At 57.3% G+C, this 21,766-nt stretch carries 17 protein-coding genes; 12 read left to right on the forward strand and 5 right to left on the reverse strand.

Annotated features, from left to right (window positions below):
• Positions 1-334 precede the first annotated feature (334 nt).
• The 6 genes from araB (at position 335) to rluA (ending at position 10,475) form a co-directional block, all read left to right on the forward strand.
• Positions 335-2,041, forward strand: a complete 1,707-nt coding sequence (araB, locus tag ACZ6J2_RS17840) for a ribulokinase (RefSeq protein ID WP_471726354.1) — start codon at positions 335-337, stop codon at positions 2,039-2,041.
• A gap of 10 nt (positions 2,042-2,051) precedes the next feature.
• Positions 2,052-3,554 (forward strand): L-arabinose isomerase, encoded by a 1,503-nt coding sequence (araA, locus tag ACZ6J2_RS17845; protein ID WP_032649842.1) that lies wholly within the window; start codon positions 2,052-2,054, stop codon positions 3,552-3,554.
• Between the two features lie 86 nt (positions 3,555-3,640).
• A complete protein-coding gene (araD, locus tag ACZ6J2_RS17850; protein WP_039260840.1) occupies positions 3,641-4,336 on the forward strand; it encodes an L-ribulose-5-phosphate 4-epimerase in 696 nt (231 codons plus the stop codon).
• A 74-nt stretch (positions 4,337-4,410) separates the two neighbouring features.
• Entirely contained in the window at positions 4,411-6,768 is a 2,358-nt protein-coding gene (gene polB, locus ACZ6J2_RS17855; RefSeq protein ID WP_471726355.1) for a DNA polymerase II, read from the forward strand.
• A 128-nt stretch (positions 6,769-6,896) separates the two neighbouring features.
• Entirely contained in the window at positions 6,897-9,803 is a 2,907-nt protein-coding gene (rapA, locus tag ACZ6J2_RS17860) for an RNA polymerase-associated protein RapA (RefSeq protein WP_471726356.1), read from the forward strand.
• A 12-nt stretch (positions 9,804-9,815) separates the two neighbouring features.
• Positions 9,816-10,475 carry a bifunctional tRNA pseudouridine(32) synthase/23S rRNA pseudouridine(746) synthase RluA gene (gene rluA / locus ACZ6J2_RS17865; RefSeq protein WP_087823401.1) on the forward strand — a complete coding sequence of 220 codons (660 nt, stop codon included), beginning with the start codon at positions 9,816-9,818 and terminating at the stop codon, positions 10,473-10,475.
• A gap of 29 nt (positions 10,476-10,504) precedes the next feature.
• On the opposite strand, the gene djlA is transcribed toward rluA, so the two are convergent.
• Entirely contained in the window at positions 10,505-11,320 is an 816-nt protein-coding gene (gene djlA / locus ACZ6J2_RS17870; RefSeq protein ID WP_008502016.1) for a co-chaperone DjlA, read from the reverse strand.
• A gap of 239 nt (positions 11,321-11,559) precedes the next feature.
• Between djlA and lptD the strand changes: the two genes are divergently transcribed.
• The 6 genes from lptD to apaH are packed head-to-tail and all read left to right on the forward strand — an operon-like array spanning position 11,560 to position 18,289.
• Positions 11,560-13,911 (forward strand): LPS assembly protein LptD, encoded by a 2,352-nt coding sequence (lptD, locus tag ACZ6J2_RS17875; protein WP_471726357.1) that lies wholly within the window; start codon positions 11,560-11,562, stop codon positions 13,909-13,911.
• Positions 13,912-13,964: 53 nt separating this feature from the next.
• Entirely contained in the window at positions 13,965-15,251 is a 1,287-nt protein-coding gene (gene surA, locus ACZ6J2_RS17880; protein WP_471726358.1) for a peptidylprolyl isomerase SurA, read from the forward strand.
• A complete protein-coding gene (gene pdxA / locus ACZ6J2_RS17885) occupies positions 15,251-16,237 on the forward strand; it encodes a 4-hydroxythreonine-4-phosphate dehydrogenase PdxA (protein ID WP_471726359.1) in 987 nt (328 codons plus the stop codon). The genes surA and pdxA overlap by 1 nt, the downstream gene beginning before the upstream one ends.
• Positions 16,234-17,055, forward strand: coding sequence for a 16S rRNA (adenine(1518)-N(6)/adenine(1519)-N(6))-dimethyltransferase RsmA (gene rsmA, locus ACZ6J2_RS17890; protein ID WP_023310362.1), 822 nt, complete (start codon positions 16,234-16,236; stop codon positions 17,053-17,055). The genes pdxA and rsmA overlap by 4 nt, the downstream gene beginning before the upstream one ends.
• A gap of 3 nt (positions 17,056-17,058) precedes the next feature.
• The gene (gene apaG, locus ACZ6J2_RS17895; RefSeq protein ID WP_023310361.1) at positions 17,059-17,436 is read left to right on the forward strand and encodes a Co2+/Mg2+ efflux protein ApaG; all 378 of its coding nucleotides are present in this window, start codon (positions 17,059-17,061) and stop codon (positions 17,434-17,436) included.
• A gap of 4 nt (positions 17,437-17,440) precedes the next feature.
• Positions 17,441-18,289, forward strand: coding sequence for a bis(5'-nucleosyl)-tetraphosphatase (symmetrical) ApaH (apaH, locus tag ACZ6J2_RS17900; protein ID WP_471726360.1), 849 nt, complete (start codon positions 17,441-17,443; stop codon positions 18,287-18,289).
• Positions 18,290-18,327: 38 nt separating this feature from the next.
• On the opposite strand, the gene folA is transcribed toward apaH, so the two are convergent.
• The 4 genes from folA to ACZ6J2_RS17920 form a co-directional block, all read right to left on the reverse strand.
• The gene (gene folA, locus ACZ6J2_RS17905) at positions 18,328-18,807 is read right to left on the reverse strand and encodes a type 3 dihydrofolate reductase (protein WP_008502023.1); all 480 of its coding nucleotides are present in this window, start codon (positions 18,805-18,807) and stop codon (positions 18,328-18,330) included.
• A 114-nt stretch (positions 18,808-18,921) separates the two neighbouring features.
• Complete coding sequence (kefC, locus tag ACZ6J2_RS17910; protein WP_471726361.1) at positions 18,922-20,787, reverse strand: glutathione-regulated potassium-efflux system protein KefC; 1,866 nt, start codon at positions 20,785-20,787, stop codon at positions 18,922-18,924.
• Positions 20,780-21,310, reverse strand: coding sequence for a glutathione-regulated potassium-efflux system oxidoreductase KefF (gene kefF, locus ACZ6J2_RS17915; RefSeq protein WP_023310358.1), 531 nt, complete (start codon positions 21,308-21,310; stop codon positions 20,780-20,782). Before kefF ends, kefC begins: the two co-directional genes overlap by 8 nt.
• A gap of 103 nt (positions 21,311-21,413) precedes the next feature.
• Positions 21,414-21,647, reverse strand: coding sequence for a YgdI/YgdR family lipoprotein (locus ACZ6J2_RS17920; protein WP_023310357.1), 234 nt, complete (start codon positions 21,645-21,647; stop codon positions 21,414-21,416).
• Between the last annotated feature and the right edge of the window lie 119 nt (positions 21,648-21,766).

Below are 21,766 nucleotides of genomic sequence, written 5' to 3' on the forward strand. Positions count from 1 at the left end.
TTCAGTTCTCCCAAGGGTCCTGAAGGAAACCAATTGTCCATATCACTAAAAGCAGCTTTAAAATGGCCCGCGAAAAGATCCAAAAAGCATCACGCCGCTTTTACGTCCGCCATGTTTCAGCCTTTCCCCCTGATTTCTCCGCCAGAGCAGGCAGATAACCAGTAACAAAAGTGTCTATAAGTGCGGCAGAAATGTCCACATTGAATATTTGCACGGCGTCACACTTTCCGTTGTAACAGCAATTTAGTCCATAAGATTAGCGGATCCTGCCTGACGACTTTTTTCCCCAGTCTCTAATGTTCTTCCATACCTGTTTTTTCGATGGAGCAACACCATGGCAATTGCGATTGGCCTCGATTTTGGCAGCGATTCGGTTCGCGCGCTGGCAGTGGACTGTACGTCCGGCCAGGAGATAGCAACCAGCGTTGAGTGGTACCCGCGCTGGCAAGAGGGGCGCTACTGCGATGCGCCTAACAACCAGTTCCGTCACCACCCACGTGACTATATCGAGTCGATGGAAGCGGCGATCAAAACCGTCCTGGCTGAACTGACCGACGCCCAGCGGGCTGAGATTGTCGGAATTGGCGTCGACAGCACCGGCTCCACGCCTGCCCCTGTGGATGCCGAAGGCCGCGTGCTGGCGCTGCGCCCGGAGTTTGCCGACAACCCGAACGCCATGTTCGTGCTGTGGAAAGACCACACCGCCGTAGAAGAGGCTGAAGCCATTACGCGCCTGTGCCATCAGCCGGGCAAAACGGACTACTCGCGCTACATCGGCGGGATTTATTCCAGCGAATGGTTCTGGGCCAAGATCCTTCACGTCACCCGTGCCGACGCAGCCGTTGCGCAGGCTGCGGCGTCATGGGTTGAGCTGTGCGACTGGGTGCCTGCCCTGCTCTCCGGCACCACCCGCCCGCAGGATATCCGCCGCGGCCGCTGCAGCGCCGGGCATAAATCCCTGTGGCACGAAAGCTGGGGCGGCTTGCCTCCGGCCGCGTTCTTCGATGAGCTAGACCCGATCCTCAACAAGAGCCTGACGTACCCGCTGTTTACCGACACCTTCACCGCCGATATTCCGGTCGGCACCCTCTGCGAAGAGTGGGCGACGCGCCTCGGCCTGCCGCAGAACGTGGCCATCTCGGGCGGTGCCTTTGACTGCCATATGGGCGCCGTGGGCGCGGGCGCACAGCCAAACACGCTGGTCAAAGTCATCGGGACCTCCACCTGCGACATCCTGACGGCGGATAAAGCCACCGTCGGCGACCGCGCGGTGAAAGGCATCTGCGGCCAGGTTGACGGCAGCGTGGTGCCGGACTTCATCGGTCTTGAAGCGGGTCAGTCCGCGTTTGGCGATATCTACGCCTGGTTTGGCCGCGTGCTCGGCTGGCCGCTGGACCAGCTGGCGGCGGCGCATCCTGAACTGAAAACCCAGATAGCCGACAGCAAAAAGCAGCTTCTGCCGCAGCTCACCGAAGCCTGGGCAAAAAATCCGTCTCTCGATCACCTGCCGGTGGTGCTGGACTGGTTTAACGGCCGCCGCACGCCGTTTGCCAACCAGCGTCTGAAAGGGGTGATCGCGGATCTCAACCTGGCGACCGACGCCCCTGCGCTGTTCGGCGGTCTGATTGCCGCAACGGCCTTCGGTGCCCGCGCCATTATGGAGTGCTTCACCGGGCAGGGCATCGACGTGAACAACGTGATGGCGCTGGGCGGTATCGCCCGTAAAAACCCGGTGATCATGCAGGCCTGCTGCGACGTGCTAAACCGTCCGCTGCAGATTGTAGCCTCCGATCAGTGCTGCGCGCTGGGCGCGGCGATTTTCGCCGCCGTGGCTGCGGGCGTTCATGCCGACATCCCGACCGCGCAGCAGCATATGGCGAGCGCCGTCGAAAACACGCTCCAGCCGCGCGCCCGGCAGGCGCAACGCTTTGAACAGCTTTATCAGCGCTACCAGCAATGGGCAAAAAGCGCCGAACTTCACTATCTCCCTGTCGCCCCGGCTAAAAGCACCGCGGACACTACGGCAACCCTGACCCATTAAGGACACGATGATGACCATTTTTAATAACTATGAAGTGTGGTTTGTGATTGGCAGCCAGCATCTGTACGGACCGGAAGCGCTGCAGCAGGTGACGAAACACGCGGAGCACGTCGTTAACGCGCTGAACGCGGAAGCTAAACTGCCGTGCAAACTGGTGCTGAAACCGCTGGGCACGACGCCGGATGAAATTACCCACATCTGCCGCGACGCCAACTACGACGACAAATGCGCCGGTCTGGTGGTGTGGCTGCACACCTTCTCGCCCGCCAAAATGTGGATCAACGGCCTGTCTATCCTCAACAAACCGCTGCTGCAGTTCCATACCCAGTTCAACGCCTCCCTGCCGTGGGACAGCATCGACATGGACTTTATGAACCTGAACCAGACCGCGCACGGCGGCCGCGAGTTCGGCTTTATCGGCGCGCGTATGCGTCAGCAGCACGCGGTGGTCACCGGCCACTGGCAGGACGGCAAGGCGCAACAGCGTATCGGCTCCTGGATGCGCCAGGCAGTATCCAAACAGGATACCCGCCATCTGAAAGTGGTGCGTTTCGGCGACAACATGCGTGAAGTGGCGGTCACCGACGGCGACAAAGTGGCCGCGCAGATCAAGTTCGGCTTCTCCGTGAACACCTGGGCCGTGGGCGACCTGGTGCAGGTGGTGAATGAAATCAGCGACGGCGACGTGAGCGCGCTGGTGGACGAGTACGAAAGCAGCTACCGCCTGACGCCTGCGGCACAAATCAACGGCGACAAACGTCAGAACGTGCTGGACGCGGCGCGCATCGAGCTGGGCATGAAGCGCTTCCTGGAACAGGGCGGCTTCCACGCCTTTACCACTACCTTTGAAGACCTCCACGGCCTGAAACAGCTGCCGGGCCTGGCGGTACAACGTCTGATGCAGCAGGGCTACGGCTTTGCGGGCGAAGGCGACTGGAAAACTGCCGCTCTGCTTCGCATCATGAAGGTGATGTCGACCGGTCTGCAGGGCGGCACCTCCTTTATGGAGGACTACACCTATCACTTCGAAAACGGCAACGACCTGGTGCTCGGCTCCCACATGCTGGAAGTGTGCCCTTCTATCGCCGTCGAAGAGAAACCGATCCTCGACGTGCAGTACCTCGGCATCGGCGGCAAAGCCGATCCGGCGCGTCTGATCTTCAACACCCGTACGGGCCCGGCCATCAACGCCAGCCTGATCGACCTGGGCGATCGCTTCCGTCTGCTGGTGAACTGCGTCGATGCGGTTGAAACGCCGCACTCTCTGCCGAAACTGCCTGTGGCCAACGCCCTGTGGAAAGCACAGCCTGACCTGCCAACCGCCTCAGAGGCCTGGATCCTGGCCGGCGGCGCGCACCACACGGTGTTCAGCCACGCGCTGGATCTGAACGATATGCGTCAGTTCGCGGAACTGCACGATATCGAGCTGACCGTCATTGATAACGATACCCGCCTGCCCGCCTTCAAAGACGCGCTGCGCTGGAACGAAGTCTATTACGGTTCAAAACGCTAAGCCCTGAATGCCCGGTGGCGCTGCATTTACCGGGCCTACGGTTCCGTAGGCCGGATAAGCGAAGCGCCATCCGGCAGGAGACAATAATGTTAGACGATCTCAAACGTCAGGTGCTCGAAGCCAACCTGGCGCTGCCGAAACATAATCTGGTCACCCTGACATGGGGCAACGTCAGCGCCGTTGACCGCGAAAAAGGCGTGTTCGTGATTAAGCCTTCCGGCGTGGATTACACGGTGATGACCGCAGACGATATGGTCGTTGTCAGCCTCGAGACCGGCGAAGTGGTCGAAGGTAAGAAAAAACCGTCCTCCGATACGCCGACTCACCGCCTGCTGTATCGGTCATTCCCGACCATCGGCGGCATCGTGCATACCCATTCGCGCCACGCCACCATCTGGGCGCAGGCGGGCCAGTCCATCCCGGCGACCGGCACCACCCACGCGGACTACTTCTACGGCACCATTCCCTGCACGCGCCTGATGACCGACGCCGAGATTAACGGTGAGTACGAGTGGGAAACGGGGAACGTAATTGTCGAAACCTTCGAAAAACAGGGAATCGACGCGGCGCAGATGCCCGGCGTGCTGGTGCACTCCCACGGCCCGTTTGCCTGGGGTAAAAACGCAGAAGACGCGGTGCATAACGCCATCGTGCTCGAAGAGGTCGCCTATATGGGGATCTTCTGTCGCCAGCTGGCGCCGCAGCTGCCGGATATGCAGCAAACCCTGCTGGATAAGCATTACCTGCGCAAGCACGGCGCGAAGGCCTATTACGGGCAGTAAACTGTATATAAACCCAGCATTAAAATCTTAACCAGGCTATAATCAGGCCTGGTTTTGTTTTCTGGGATAACGGCGTGGCGCAGGCGCAAGAAGGTTTTTTACTGACCCGACACTGGCGGGATACCCCTCAGGGCACCGAGGTCGCGTTCTGGCTGGCAACCGACAGCGGTCCGCTACACGTTACGCTGCCCCCGCAGGAATCCGTGGCCTTTATTCCTGAAGCCCACGTCGAAAAGGTAAAGCAGCTGCTGCGCGGCGAAAACGGCTGGCGCATGACCCCGCTTGAGCTGAAAGATTTCCACCGCCAGCCGGTTTACGGCCTCTACTGTCGCGCCCATCGTCAGCTGATGCGCTATGAAAAGCTGCTCCGCGAGGCTGGCGTGACGCTCTATGAGGCGGATATCCGCCCACCGGAACGCTTTCTGATGGAGCGGTTCATTACCGCCCCCGTCTGGGTAGACGGCACCGCGCAGAGCGGCAGCCTCGTTAACGCGCGCCTGAAGCCGAATCCGCACTACCGCCCGCCGCTGAAGTGGGTCTCCCTGGATATCGAAACCACCCGTCACGGGGAACTGTACTGCATCGGGCTGGAAGGCTGCGGCGATCGGGTTGTCTATATGCTCGGGCCGCCGAATGGTAATGCCTCCGCGCTGGATTTCCGGCTTGAGTACGTCAACAGCCGCCCGCAGCTGCTGGAGAAGCTTAACCAGTGGTTTGCCGACTACGACCCCGACGTTCTGATCGGCTGGAACGTGGTGCAGTTCGACCTTCGCGTCCTGCAAAAGCACGCCGAGCGCTACCGCATCCCGCTGATGCTGGGGCGCGGAAACAGCGAGCTGGAATGGCGCGAACACGGTTTTAAGAACGGTATTTTCTTCGCGCAGGCCAACGGTCGCCTGATTATCGACGGCATCGAAGCGCTTAAGTCCGCCTTCTGGAATTTCTCTTCATTCTCCCTCGAAGCCGTCGCACAGGAACTGCTTGGCGAGGGCAAATCCATCGACAACCCCTGGGACAGAATGGACGAGATCGACCGGCGCTTTAATGAAGATAAACCGGCGCTTGCCACCTATAACCTGAAAGACTGCGAGCTGGTCACGCAGATTTTCCACAAAACCGAGATTATGCCGTTCCTGCTGGAGCGCGCGACGGTAAACGGCCTGGCGGCAGACAGGCACGGCGGCTCCGTGGCGGCTTTTAGCCACCTCTATTTTCCGCGCATGCACCGGGCGGGATACGTCGCTCCCAACCTCGGGGACGTACCGCCGCAGGCAAGCCCCGGCGGGTACGTGATGGACTCCCGACCAGGACTGTATGACTCGGTGCTGGTGCTGGACTACAAAAGCCTGTACCCGTCGATTATCCGTACCTTCCTGATCGATCCCGTCGGGCTGATTGAGGGCATGGCCCAGCCGGACGATGAGCACAGCACCGAAGGTTTCCTCGGCGCACGCTTCTCGCGGGAAAAACACTGCCTGCCTGAAATCGTGGGAAACATCTGGCACGGCCGCGATGAGGCCAAGCGCCACGGCAACAAGCCGCTATCACAGGCGCTGAAAATCATTATGAATGCCTTTTACGGCGTGCTGGGCACCAGCGCCTGCCGCTTCTTTGATCCGCGTCTGGCCTCTTCGATCACCATGCGCGGGCACGAGATCATGCGCCAGACCAAAGCGCTGATTGAGTCCCGGGGCTATGACGTCATCTACGGCGACACGGACTCCACCTTTGTGTGGCTTAAGGGCGCGCATTCAGAAGACGACGCCGCGCAAATCGGCAAAGCGCTGGTCGCCTTCGTGAATGACTGGTGGCAGGAACATTTGCAGAAAGAGCGGTTAACCAGCGCGCTGGAGATGGAATTTGAAACCCATTTCGCCCGCTTTTTAATGCCCACAATTCGCGGCACCGATCAGGGCAGCAAGAAGCGCTACGCCGGGCTGATTCAGGAAGGCGACGCGCAGCGGATGGTTTTTAAAGGGCTGGAGACGGTACGTACCGACTGGACGCCACTGGCGCAGCAGTTCCAGCAGACGCTCTATCTGCGGGTGTTTCGCAATGAGCCGTATCAGGACTACGTGCGCGAGACGATAGCCAGCCTGATGGCGGGCGAACTTGACGCGCAGCTGGTATACCGCAAGCGCCTGCGCCGCCCGCTGGCGGAGTACCAGCGCAACGTTCCTCCGCACGTACGCGCCGCGCGCCTGGCGGATGAAGAAAACGTACGCCGTGGCCGCGCGCCGCAGTATCAAAACCGGGGAACCATCAAATACGTCTGGACCATTAGCGGCCCGGAACCCGTGGATTATCAGCACTCTCCTCTGGATTACGAACACTATCTGACGCGCCAGCTTCAGCCGGTTGCCGACGGAATTTTGCCCTTCATCGACGATGATTTTGCTACACTGGTTACAGGGCAACTTGGCCTATTTTGACGCGTGACGAAATGGCTGCCATCCAGTACCATAGCGCCCTTTCCATTCCTGGACCCATTTTTCGTTGACCGTCTTTTTTGACGGTAGTCGAACTATTGCCTGCAATTAAAGATTAGAGCCGAACAACTATGCCTTTTACACTTGGTCAACGCTGGATTAGCGATACAGAAAGCGAACTTGGACTAGGAACCGTCGTAGCAATCGATACGCGTATGGTTACCCTCCTCTTCCCTGCCACCGGTGAAAACCGTCTGTACGCTCGCAATGACTCCCCTGTTACCCGCGTGATGTTTAATCCGGGTGACACCGTGACCAGCCATGACGGCTGGCAGCTCAAGATTGAAGACGTAAAAGAAGAGAATGGACTGCTCGCCTACATTGGTACTCGTCTTGATACGGATGAAGCCAATGTCATCCTGCGTGAAGTGCTGCTCGACAGCAAACTGGTGTTCAGCAAGCCGCAGGACCGCCTGTTTGCCGGGCAAATCGACCGTATGGATCGCTTCTCCCTGCGCTATCGCGCGCGTAAGTTCCAGAGTGAACAGTACCGCATGCCGTGGAGCGGCCTGCGCGGCCAGCGCACCAGCCTGATCCCCCACCAGCTGAACATCGCCCACGACGTGGGCCGTCGCCACGCGCCGCGCGTGCTGCTGGCAGATGAAGTGGGCCTGGGTAAAACCATCGAAGCGGGCATGATCCTGCATCAACAGCTGCTTTCCGGCGCTGCCGAACGCGTGCTGATCGTGGTGCCAGAAACCCTGCAGCACCAGTGGCTGGTTGAGATGCTGCGCCGCTTTAACCTGCGTTTCTCCCTGTTCGACGATGAACGCTATGCCGAAGCGCAGCACGACGCCGACAACCCGTTTGAAACCGAACAGCTGGTCATTTGTTCCCTGGACTTCGTGCGCCGCAGCAAGCAGCGTCTTGAGCACCTGTGCGATGCCGAGTGGGACATTATGGTTGTTGACGAAGCGCACCACCTGGTCTGGAGCGAAGACGCGCCGAGCCGCGAATATATGGCGATTGAACAGCTTGCCGAGCGCGTGCCTGGCGTCCTGCTGCTGACCGCAACGCCGGAGCAGCTGGGTCTGGAAAGCCACTTCGCCCGTCTGCGCCTGCTCGATCCAAACCGTTTCCACGACTTTGCGCAGTTCGTGGAAGAACAGAATAACTACCGCCCGGTCGCCGATGCCGTCGCCATGCTGCTGGCGGGCAAGCGTCTTTCTGATGACGAGCTCAACACCCTGAGCGATCTGATTGGCGAGCAGGATATCGAGCCGCTTTTGCAGGCTGCGAACAGCGACAGCGACAACGCGGAATCTGCGCGTAAAGAGCTGATCGACATGCTGATGGATCGCCACGGCACCAGCCGCGTGCTGTTCCGTAACACCCGTAACGGCGTCAAAGGCTTCCCGAAACGCGAGCTACATACGATTAAGCTGCCGCTGCCGACGCAGTATCAGACGGCGATTAAAGTCTCCGGCATTATGGGTGCGCGCAAAACCCAGGAAGAGCGCGCCCGCGACATGCTTTATCCGGAACAAATCTACCAGGAGTTTGAAGGTGATACCGGCACCTGGTGGAACTTCGATCCGCGCGTGGAGTGGTTGATGGGCTACCTGACCGCGCACCGCTCCCAGAAAGTGCTGGTGATCTGCGCCAAAGCGGCCACCGCGCTGCAGCTGGAGCAGGTCCTGCGCGAGCGCGAAGGTATTCGTGCCGCCGTGTTCCACGAAGGCATGTCCATCGTCGAGCGCGACCGCGCCGCGGCGTGGTTCGGAGAAGAGGACAGCGGCGCACAGGTTCTGCTGTGCTCGGAAATCGGCTCTGAAGGCCGTAACTTCCAGTTCGCCAGCAACCTGGTGATGTTCGATCTGCCGTTTAACCCGGATCTGCTGGAGCAGCGTATCGGCCGTCTGGATCGTATCGGCCAGGCGCATGATATTCAGATCCACGTGCCGTATCTGGAAAAAACCGCGCAGTCCGTGCTGGTACGCTGGTTCCACGAAGGTCTGGACGCGTTTGAACATACCTGCCCGACGGGCCGTACCATTTATGATCAAGTGCATGGCGATCTGATCGGCTACCTGGCCGCGCCGGAAAACACGGAAGGGTTTGATGAGCTGATCAAGTCCTGCCGTGAGAAGCACGACGCGCTGAAAGCGCAGCTGGAGCAAGGGCGTGACCGCCTGCTGGAGATCCACTCCAACGGCGGTGAAAAAGCTCAGGCGCTGGCTGAAAGTATTGAAGAACAGGATGATGATACCAGTCTCATCAGCTTCTCCATGAACCTGTTCGATATCGTCGGCATCAACCAGGACGATCGCGGTGAGAACCTGATTGTCCTGACTCCGTCCGATCACATGCTGGTTCCGGATTTCCCGGGCCTGCCGGAAGATGGCTGTACCATCACCTTCGAGCGTGATGTGGCGCTGTCCCGCGAAGATGCCCAGTTTATCACCTGGGAACACCCGCTGATCCGCAACGGGCTGGACCTGATCCTCTCCGGCGATACCGGCAGCAGCACCATCTCCCTGTTGAAAAACAAGGCGCTGCCGGTGGGCACCCTGCTGGTGGAGCTGATCTACGTTGTGGAAGCGCAGGCGCCGAAACAGCTGCAGCTCAACCGCTTCCTTCCGCCAACACCGGTGCGTCTGCTGCTGGATAAAAACGGCACGAACCTGGCGGGACAGGTTGAATTCGAGAGTTTCAACCGACAGCTGAGCGCGGTAAACCGCCACACGGGCAGCAAGCTGGTGAACGCGGTACAGCAGGATGTGCACGCTATTCTGCAACTGGGCGAAACCCAGATTGAGAAAGCGGCCAGAGCGCTGATTGACGCTGCGCGTAGTGAAGCCGATGAGAAACTGTCTGCGGAGCTGTCGCGTCTGGAAGCGTTAAAAGCCGTCAACCCGAACATTCGCGACGACGAGCTGGCGGCGATTGAAAGTAACCGTCAGCAGGTGCTGGAAAGCCTGAATCAGGCGAGCTGGCGTCTGGATGCCCTGCGTCTTATCGTTGTGACGCATCAGTAAACGGAGCGCAAGATGGTGATGGAGCCTTACAATCCGCCGCAGGATCCCTGGCTGGTCATTCTGTATCAGGATGAACACATTATGGTGGTCAACAAGCCCAGCGGCCTGTTGTCCGTGCCGGGGCGTCTGGACGAGCACAAAGACAGCGTGATGACGCGCATTCAGCGCGATTATCCGCAGGCGGAGTCTGTCCATCGCCTGGATATGGCCACCAGCGGCGTGATTGTGGTGGCGCTGAACAAAGCGGCGGAACGCGAGTTAAAGCGCCAGTTCCGCGAGCGCGAGCCGAAAAAGCAGTACGTCGCCCGCGTCTGGGGTCACCCCGCAAAGGCGGAAGGGCTGGTAGATTTACCGCTGATCTGCGACTGGCCGAACCGGCCTAAGCAGAAGGTGTGTTACGAAACCGGCAAGGCCGCGCAGACCGAGTACGAAGTGCTGGAGTACGCGCCGGATAATACCGCGCGCGTCCTGCTTAAGCCGATTACCGGACGTTCGCACCAGCTGCGCGTGCATATGCTCGCCCTCGGTCATCCGATTCTGGGCGACCGGTTTTACGCGCCGCCTGAAGCGCTGGCCTTAGCGCCACGTCTGCAGCTGCACGCGCAGACGCTCACCATCACCCATCCGGCCTTCGGTAACGCGATGACGTTTAAAGCCCCGGTGGACTTCTAAAAAAAAGCCCGACATCGTCGGGCTTTTTCTTATTTGAAACCTTTCTTCTCTTTAATGAGCTCGTACGCCTTCTGGATTTCCTGCGCTTTTTGCTTCGCCATCTCCATCATTTCTGGCGGTAAGCCTTTCGCGACCAGTTTGTCCGGATGGTGTTCGCTCATGAGCTTACGATAGGCACGTTTAATCGTGGTCTGATCGTCAGAGGGCTTAACGCCAAGCACGTTGCAGGCGTCTTCCAGCGTCGGACCACGCTGCGCCTGCTGCCAGGCACCGCCGGACGACTGCTGGTGATAGCCTCCGCCAAACTGCGCCCCGCCCTGCATCATGCGCAGGAACTGGTCGAACTGCATGCGGGAGATGCCCAGCTCTTCCGCAATGACGTACAGCACGTCACGTTCATTAGGGTGAAGTGAACCGTCGGCGAAGGCCGCCTGGATTTGAATTTCCAGAAACATCCGAATTAAATCAAAACGTCCAAAGCAGATGCTGCGGAACTGACGCATTTTTTCGCGAAGCGGATAATTATCCGATTTACCGATGCGAAACGCATTTTGCGCTTCCAGACGGGAGTCGCCGTGCAGGTTCATGCGATCCATAAAGACGCTGGCAATCTGAATATCGGCTTCTGTGACACGCCCTTTGGATTTGGTTAAGTGCCCCATGACCTCAAAGGTGGTGGAGAAAAAGAGTGACTGACGCTCGCGCTGATTGGCAAACCAGGCCATTTTGCGGCTGCGCGCCTTATCAAACATATGGCCGATAATAAGCCCAAGCACAATCCCCCAGAACCCGGCACCCATGATGATGGCGAACGCAACGCCGATTATTTTACCCCAATACTGCATATACTCCCCGGATAGTCATATTCCTGGCCGACGCAACGTCATCATCACTGTGTTCAAGTCACGGTCAATTGAAGGACATCGCCTATAATTTGCTTTATCATACTCGTCATTCGATAGCGAGCCTAACACTCTGGCACGCAAACGGGCAGGATTAACGCTGGTACTGCGCAGATGAGTAAGATAGTCTCTGAGCGTTTGTAAGCCGTAGCCACTGATGACGGAACAATAAAATACAACGTATGAAAAAACGTATCCCCACCCTCCTGGCCACAATGATTGGCTCCGCCCTGTACAGTCAACAGGGGCTGGCGGCCGATCTCGCCTCGCAGTGTATGCTTGGCGTCCCAAGTTATAATCGCCCACTGGTGAGTGGCGATACAAATAGCTTGCCGGTAACCATTACTGCCGACAGTTCGAAAGGGACTTACCCTGACAATGCCACCTTTACGGGCAATGTCGATATTAACCAGGGCAATAGCCGCCTGCAGGCAGATGAAGTGCAATTGCACCAGAAGCAGCCGGAAGGTGCGGCCGAGCCGGTACGAACGGTGGATGCGCTGGGTAATGTGCACTATGACGACAATCAGGTCATCCTGAAAGGTCCGAAAGCCTGGTCAAACCTGAATACTAAAGATACTAACGTCTGGAAAGGTGATTACCAGATGGTGGGTCGCCAGGGGCGCGGTGACGCAGATCTGATGAAACAGCGCGGTGAAAACCGCTATACGATCCTGGAAAACGGCACGTTCACGTCATGTCTGCCGGGTTCCAATACCTGGAGCGTGGTCGGTAGCGAAGTTATCCATGACCGCGAAGAACAGGTCGCAGAGATCTGGAACGCCCGCTTCAAGCTGGGCCCTGTTCCCATATTCTACAGCCCTTATCTGCAGCTTCCCGTGGGTGACAAACGCCGCTCCGGTTTCCTGATCCCGAATGCCAAATACAGCACCACGAACTACTTTGAGTTCTACCTGCCGTATTACTGGAACATCGCGCCAAACATGGATGCGACGATCACGCCGCACTATATCCACAAGCGCGGCAACATCATGTGGGAGAACGAGTTCCGCTATCTGACCCACGCCGGTGCGGGTCTGATGGAGCTGGATTATCTGCCGTCGGATAAAGTCTTCCAGGACGAGCATCCGACCGAAGGCGATAAACACCGTTGGTTATTCTACTGGCAGCATGCCGGTGTGATGGATCAGGTCTGGCGCTTTAATGTTGACTACACCAAAGTTAGCGATTCGTCTTATTTTAATGACTTCTCGTCCAAATACGGCTCAAGTACCGATGGCTATGCCACGCAGAAATTCAGCGTAGGCTATGCGGTACAGAACTTTGACGCAACCGTCTCGACCAAGCAATTCCAGGTATTTTCTGACCAGTCCACGTCTACCTATGGGGCAGAGCCACAGCTGGACGTTAACTGGTATCAGAATGACGTGGGTCCATTCGATACCCGAGTTTACGCTCAGGCGGTACATTTCGTTAACACGGATTCGGACATGCCTGAAGCGACGCGTGTTCACCTTGAGCCGACGATCAATCTGCCGTGGTCTAACGACTGGGCGAGCCTGAATACCGAAGCCAAGCTGATGGCGACTCACTATCAGCAAAAAAATATCGATAATTACAATGCCAGTAGAAATGCCGACCTTGAAGAGTCGGTTAACCGAACGCTCCCGCAGTTCAAAATGGACGGCAAGCTGATCTTCGAACGTGATATGGCTATGCTGGCAGATGGTTATACCCAGACGCTTGAACCGCGTATGCAGTATTTGTACGTGCCATACCGCGACCAGAGCAAAATCCAGAACTACGACTCCTCTTTACTGCAGTCTGACTACAGCGGCCTGTTCCGCGACCGTACTTATGGCGGTCTTGACCGCATCGCGTCTGCTAACCAGTTAACGACCGGCGTCACAACACGTGTTTATGATGATGCTGCCGTTGAACGTTTTAACGTTTCTGTTGGTCAAATCTACTATTTCACCGAGTCACGCACCGGTGATGACAACATTAACTGGGAGAAAGATAACAAAACGGGATCGCTGGTCTGGGCGGGAGATACTTACTGGCGTATGACCGATCGTTGGGGCCTGCGTGGCGGTGTGCAATATGACACTCGCCTCGATAATATTGCCACAAGCAGTGCTGCTGTTGAGTACCGTCGCGATGAAGACCGTATGGTCCAGTTGACGTATCGTTACGCCAGCCCGGAATATATTCAGGCAACATTGCCATCTTATGCTGGCTCAGAACCCTATAAAGACGGTATTTCGCAGGTGGGTGGCGCAGCGAGCTGGCCAATCGCCGACCGCTGGTCAATCGTAGGCGCTTACTACTTCGACACTAACGCCAATAAACCTGCTGACCAGATGGTGGGTCTGCAATATAACTCCTGCTGTTACGCGCTGCGTGTCGGCTACGAACGCAAGCTTAACGGCTGGAACAGTGAAAACAATCAGAGCAAATACGATAACGTGATTGGCTTTAACTTCGAGTTACGCGGCCTGAGTTCCAACTACGGTCTGGGTACGCAGAAAATGCTGCGCTCGAATATTCTGCCGTACAGTAGCGCCTTGTAATGTGCTTGATTTGCAACGTAATCCGCTTTGCGGTTAATTGAAATGGAAAAAGTATGAAGAACTGGAAAACGCTGCTGCTCGGTGTCGCTATGGTTGCGAATACCAGCTTCGCGGCCCCCCAGGTTGTTGATAAAGTCGCTGCTGTGGTTAACAACGGCGTCGTGCTTGAAAGTGACGTTGACGGTCTGATGAAATCGGTGAAGCTCAACTCGGGCGAAGCCGGTCAACAGCTTCCTGATGACGCCACGCTGCGCCACCAGATCCTGGAGCGTCTGATCATGGATCAGATCGTTCTGCAGATGGGGCAGAAAATGGGTGTGAAGATCACTGACGAGCAGCTCGATCAAGCGATCGCTAACATCGCGAAGCAGAACAATATGTCTTTAGACCAGATGCGCAGCCGTCTGGCCTATGACGGCATAAGCTACGCCACTTACCGTAACCAGATCCGTAAAGAGATGCTGATTTCGGAAGTGCGTAACAACGAAGTGCGTCGCCGCGTCACAATCCTGCCTCAGGAAGTGGACGCGCTGGCAAAACAGGTGGGCAACCAGAACGATGCGAGCACAGAGCTGAACCTGAGCCACATTCTGATCCCACTGCCAGAGAACCCAACGTCCGATCAGGCTGCGGAAGCAGAAAGCCAGGCGCGTTCTATTGTTGAACAGGCGCGTAACGGCGGCGACTTTGGCAAGCTGGCAATCACCTACTCCGCTGACCAACAGGCGCTGAAAGGCGGCCAGATGGGCTGGGGACGTATTCAGGAGCTGCCATCTATCTTTGCCCAGGCGCTGAGCACGGCGAAGAAAGGGGATATCGTTGGTCCTATCCGTTCAGGCGTGGGCTTCCACATTCTGAAGGTGAACGATCTGCGCGGCCAGAGCCAAAATATCTCCGTCACCGAAGTTCACGCTCGCCACATACTTCTGAAACCGTCACCGATCATGACTGACGATCAGGCGCGTGCGAAGCTGGAACAGATCGCAGCTGACATTAAGAGCGGTAAAACCTCATTTGCGAAGGCAGCAAAAGAGTTCTCTCAGGATCCAGGCTCTGCTAACCAGGGCGGCGATCTAGGCTGGGCGGCTGCGGATATTTACGATCCTGCCTTCCGCGACGCGTTGATGAAGCTGAACAAAGGCCAGATCAGCGCGCCGGTCCACTCTTCATTTGGCTGGCATCTGATCGAGCTGATGGACACCCGTAACGTTGATAAAACGGATGCGGCACAGAAAGACAGAGCCTACCGTATGCTGTTTAACCGTAAGTTCTCTGAAGAAGCCGCAACCTGGATGCAGGAACAACGCGCCAGCGCTTACGTGAAAGTTCTGAGCAACTAATGAAACAGCATCGTGTTGTTATCACGCCCGGCGAACCCGCCGGGATTGGGCCTGACCTCGTTGTCCAGCTCTCCCAGCGCAGCTGGCCGGTAGAACTGGTTGTCTGCGCCGATGCAACACTGTTACAAGACCGGGCAACGCTGCTCGGCCTGCCTTTAACGCTCATCCCTTACGTTGAAGGCCAACAGCCTGCACCGCAGCAAGCCGGTACGCTCACCCTTCTTTCCATCCCCCTTCGTACGCCGGTCATACCGGGCCAGCTCAGCACGGAAAACGGCCACTATGTCGTTGAAACCCTGGCGCGCGCCTGCGACGGTTGCCTGAAGGGCGAATTTGCCGCCCTGATCACCGGCCCCGTCCACAAAGGCGTCATCAACGAAGCGGGTATACCCTTTACCGGGCATACGGAGTTCTTCGAAGAGCGCTCGCACAGCCCGAAAGTGGTGATGATGCTGGCGACGGAGGAAATGCGCGTTGCGCTGGTGACTACCCATCTGCCGATCAAAGCCATTCCTGATGCGATCACCCCTGAGCTCCTGCGCGAGATCATCGGGATTTTGCATCACGATCTGCAGACAAAGTTTGGGATCCCGCAGCCGCACGTGCTGGTCTGCGGCCTGAATCCGCACGCCGGTGAAGGCGGGCACATGGGCACTGAAGAGATCGACACCATCATTCCGGTACTCAACGAAATGCGGGCGAAGGGGATGAACCTCAGCGGGCCGCTGCCTGCAGATACCCTTTTCCAGCCGAAATACCTGGATAATGCCGACGCCGTGCTCGCGATGTACCACGATCAGGGCCTGCCCGTGCTAAAATACCAGGGCTTTGGCCGCGGGGTGAATATCACCCTCGGTTTACCCTTTATTCGAACGTCCGTTGACCACGGTACTGCGCTGGATCTGGCAGGCCAGGGGAAAGCGGATGTCGGCAGTTTTATTACGGCGCTTAATCTCGCCATCAAAATGATTGTTAATACTCAATGACTAATCGAGTCCATCAGGGCCACTTAGCCCGTAAACGTTTCGGGCAAAACTTCCTTAACGATCAGTTCGTGATCGAAAGCATTGTCTCGGCTATTAATCCGCAAAAAGGTCAGGCGATGGTCGAAATCGGCCCGGGCCTTGCCGCGCTGACCGAGCCGGTAGGCGAACGCCTCGACGAGCTGACCGTCATCGAACTGGACCGCGATCTGGCCGCACGCCTGCAAACGCACCCGTTCCTCGGGCCTAAGCTGACCATCTATCAGCAGGACGCCATGACCATGAACTTTGGCGAGCTGTCGGAAAAAATGGGCCAGCCGCTGCGCGTCTTCGGCAACCTGCCGTACAACATCTCCACGCCGCTCATGTTCCACCTCTTTAGCTATACTGATGCCATTGCCGACATGCACTTCATGTTGCAAAAAGAGGTTGTTAACCGTCTGGTTGCAGGCCCGAACAGTAAAGCGTATGGTCGTTTAAGCGTGATGGCACAGTATTACTGCAACGTGATCCCGGTACTCGAAGTACCGCCGTCAGCGTTCACACCACCACCAAAAGTGGATTCAGCGGTTGTGCGCCTTGTGCCGCACAAAACGAAACCGTATCCGGTTAAAGATCTGCGCGTACTGAGCCGCATTACCACAGAAGCCTTTAACCAGCGCCGTAAAACGATCCGTAACAGCCTGAGCAATTCGTTTACCGTTGAGGTGTTAGCCGAGCTGGGGATCGACCCGGCAATGCGTGCGGAGAACATTTCCGTAGAGCAGTACTGTAAGCTGGCTAATTACATCAGCGATAATGCGCCGCCGAAGGAGAGTTAAGCCATGATTGATTCGCCCCGCGTATGTGTCCATGTACAAAGCGTCTATGTTGAATCACAGTCCTCACCGGACGAAGAACGTTTTGTTTTCGCTTACACCGTGACCATTCGCAATCTGGGGCGGATGCCCGTGCAGCTGCGCGGGCGCTACTGGCTTATCACTAACGGCAATGGCCGCGAAATCGAAGTTCAGGGCGAAGGTGTGGTTGGTGAACAGCCCCACATCGCCCCTGGCGAAGAGTACCAGTACACCAGCGGCGCGGTGATTGAAACGCCGATGGGTACCATGCAGGGCCATTATGAAATGGTCGACGTCGATGGCAATGATTTTCGCGTTGCCATTCCTGTTTTCCGTCTCGCCGTAACCACACTCATTCATTAATCTAATGTCTACATATCTGATTGGCGACGTTCACGGTTGCTACGATGAACTGATCGCATTATTAAAACAGGTCGACTTTACGCCAGGACAGGACACGCTCTGGCTGACGGGCGATTTAGTCGCGCGTGGCCCCGGCTCCCTTGAAGTATTACGTTTCGTCAAATCGCTGGGCGACAGCGTGCGCATGGTGCTGGGCAATCACGATCTGCATCTGCTCGCGGTTTTCGCCGGGATCAGCCGCAACAAACCTAAAGATCGCCTCACCCCACTGCTGGATGCGCCGGACGCGGACGATCTGATTAACTGGCTGCGCCGTCAGCCCCTGCTGCAGATCGACGAAGAGAAAAAGCTGGTCATGGCGCATGCCGGGATCACGCCACAATGGGATCTTGAGACGGCGAAAACCTGCGCGCGTGACGTTGAGGCGGTGCTGGCGAGCGACTCGTATCCTTTCTTCCTTGATGCCATGTACGGTGATATGCCGAACCACTGGAGCGAGGATCTCAGCGGTCTGGCCCGTCTGCGCTTTATCACCAACGCGTTCACCCGCATGCGTTTCTGCTTCCCGAACGGACAGCTGGATATGTATTCCAAAGAGACGCCGGAGAGCGCGCCCGCTCCGCTGAAACCGTGGTTTGCCATTCCGGGGCCGGTGACAAGCGAGTACAGCGTGGTATTTGGCCACTGGGCTGCGCTGGAAGGAAAAGGAACACCGGAAGGGATTTACGGTCTGGATACCGGGTGCTGCTGGGGCGGAGAGTTAACCTGCTTACGCTGGGAAGATAAAGCTTACTTTATGCAGCCGTCCAACCGACAGCTGGACCTGGGTGAAAGCGAGGCCGTTGCCTCCTGATACGATTTTCCCTCTCCGGCCGGGAGAGGGAAAATCACTTAACGACGTTCCAGAATCTCGAAGCAGTAGCTGTGGGAGTTCTGTGCATCCGCGTCGTGGAATTCGCTGAATACCGATTCCCACTCGTCCGGATCGTAGTCCGGGAAATGGGTATCCCCTTCCACTTCTGCATCAATGTGGGTCAGATACAGCTTCTGCGCTTTTGGCAGGAACTGCTCGTACACGCGCCCACCGCCAATCACCATGATCTCTTCGGCATTGCCGCATGCAGCAATTGCCTCGTCGACTGATTTAACCCATTCGACGCGATCGTCAGTGCCCGGCTGGCTGCTGATAACGATATTCTTACGGCCCGGCAATGGACGACCAATCGACTCCCAGGTCAGGCGGCCCATCACTACCGGCTTGTTTAACGTAGTACGTTTAAACCATGCGAGATCGGCAGGCAGGTTCCACGGCATGGCATTTTCCATACCGATAACGCGGTCCACCGCCAGCGCTGCAATCAGACTGATCATTGAAAATTTCCCGGATGCAAAAAATTGCCGCCACTATACGGAAAGCTTAATCTTTCGTCGACTGGCGGCAGGGTAAAGATAAAGAAATTTTTTAATATTGCTGGCAACTCCACTTCACGCGGAAGGTTTACTCTCGGGCTCGTCAGCCGGATCGCCGGTATGCTTGCCCTCTTCCGTGCCCTGCCAGCCATGGCGCTGGATCAGCGACAGGTGGTTACGGTCCTCGTTAATGATTTCCGTCAGCATCGCGCTGGTGCGTTTGAACACCGCCGCACGCTCGGTGGCCGTACTGCCGGCCATCGCCGCCATCTCTTCGACCATCTCGGTATTAAAGCGGCGGAACAGGTCTGCCCGTTCGCGCGCTTCATACGCGCCGAGCCCCAGGCTTTCCAGCGCCACGCGGCCAGACTTCAGCGCGCCTTCAAACGTTTCACGCTCGGGCGCCTCTACGCCCGCCTGCCGCAGCCGGATGTAGTGATCCACATCGCGCGCGCGGGAGATAATAGTCAGCGCCGGGAAATGCTCTTTTACCAGCTCCACCATCTGCATGCTGGTTTCCGGATCGTCAATCGCGTTAATCAACACCTCGGCTTTTGCCGCCCCGGCGGATTCCAGCAGATCGACGCGGGTCGCATCCCCGTAAAACACCTTCATATCAAATTTACGCAGGGTATCGACATGGTCGGGGTCGTGATCGAGGATGACCATTTTCACCCCGCTCGACAGCAGTAAACGACCCACAATCTGCCCGTAGCGGCCAAATCCGGCGATGATGACGCGCGGCTGCTCCTCGTCGATCTCGTCGGCCTCGCGCTCCTGCTCGCTGTCCGATTTCTCCAGGCGCGTCAGCACCACCAGCAGCACCGGCGTCGCCGCCATCGACAGTGCCACCGCCAGCGTCAGCGCCTTCGCCCACTCGGGATCGAGCACGTTTGCCATCTGCGCGGCGCCAAAGACCACGAACGCAAATTCACTCCCCTGTCCCAGCAGCACGGCGAACCAGCGGCGCTGCCTGCCCGGCACGTTCAGTGGGCGAGCAATCAGCCACAGCATCACCATTTTAATGACCAGGAAGCCGACGAGCAGGATGACGATCCGCAGCGGGTGCGTCACCAGCGTGCCGAAATCGACGGACATCCCGACGCCGATGAAAAACAGACCCAGCAGCAGCCCTTTGAACGGCTCGATATCGCTTTCCAGCGCGTGACGGTATTCAGAGCTCGCCAGCAGAACGCCTGCGAGGAACGCCCCCATCGCCATCGACAGCCCGGCCTCCTCCAGCAGCAGACCGAAGCCAAACACCAGGAACAGCGCCACGGCGCTGAACACTTCGCGCAGGCCAGAGCGCGCAACAAAGCGCAGCAGTGGACGGGTGACGTAGCGGCCAAGCAGGACCACCAGCATCAGAGCACCGACGACTTTCAGCGCCGAGAGTGCAAATGCGCCAAGCGTCGTTGATGCTCCGCTGGCGGCCAGCAGCGGGATCATCGCCACCAGCGGGATGGCGGCAATATCCTGGAACAGCAGCACCGAGAACGCGCTGCGGCCCATCCGGGAGACCGTCAGATTTCGCTCGTTCATCGCCTGCATGGCAATCGCCGTGGAGGAGAGCGCCAGCGTCATGCCGATCAGCTCTGCCACTTTCCAGTCCATCCCCAACAGGATGCAGAACCCACCCAGCAGCAGGCCGCAGGCCACCATCTGCAGCGCCCCGCCGCCAAATACCGAGGCGCGAAGCTTCCACAGCCGCTGCGGGTCGAGCTCCAGGCCGATCACAAACAGCATCAGCACCACGCCAATTTCAGCGAAATGGAGAATCGCTTCGGCATCCGTGACCAGTCGAAAGCCCCACGGCCCAATGACGCAGCCCGCAATCAGGTAGCCGAGCACCGAGCCCAGCCCCAGGCGGACCGCCACGGGCACAATCAGCGCCGCCGCGCCGAGGTAAATCAGCGCCTGTATCAGCGTATGGCTATCCATGGTGCGTCTCCTGCCACTCAAGTAAGCGTTGTTTATAATGGCGAGCCTGCGCCTGCAGCGTTTCATCGTCGCAAACAAACGTGCAGTGCATCGCAAACGGCGGGAGCCAGTTCAGACCACAATAGAGCGCGGTCGCCTGCAGCGGCTGCGCCAGGACGTCAAAACCCGGGAAGGAACCGATATCAAAATGGCTTTCCCCACCGCCGGTGGTGACCGCCCACATCAGGCTTTTTCCTTTTAGCGCATTGCCGTTGTGGCCATACGCCCAGCCGTGGGAGAAGACTTTATCAATCCACAGCTTCAGGAGCGGGGGCGTGCTGTACCACTGCATCGGATGCTGCCAGATAATCAGATCGGCACGGGAGAGCGCCTCCTGTTCGGCGGCGATATCGATATTAAAATCGGGATAGAGTTGATAGAGGGAACGTATCTCTACGTTATCAAGCGTCCTTACCTGCTCAAGCATCCGCTTATTCGCATGCGAATGCTGCGGATAAGGATGGGCATAAATTATCAGAATCATTGATTAGCCTGTTGTTACTGCTTTCTTTTAACAAAAGAGTGTAGTCAGTAATTCAACAGGCTAATAGTGAATATTATTGACGGGCTTACGTCAGAATTCTGAATTAGTTATCCAGCTCGCCCATGGATTTCACCTGGTCACGGTTAATCTGCTCGGTTTGACCGGTTTCGGCGTTTTTATACGACACCAGACCGGTATCGTCATCCACCTGTGGTTTGCCGTCGGTGACAATGGTTTTGCCATCGGTGGTTTTTACGGCCTGATTAGACGAACAGCCCGCAACGGTAAACATTGTCGTGGCAGCCAGAACGGAAGCGATCAGTAATTTATTTTGCATGGTGTTTTCCCCTGCTCTCAGTTGAATTTCGTTATCGACCTAACCATTTTAGGCTAACTGACTGAATGCGGATGAAAAACCAGAAGGTTCTGAAGATGGGAGAATGCCCGGCAGCCGAA

It is taken from the genome of Enterobacter sp. E14S (assembly GCF_055666685.1).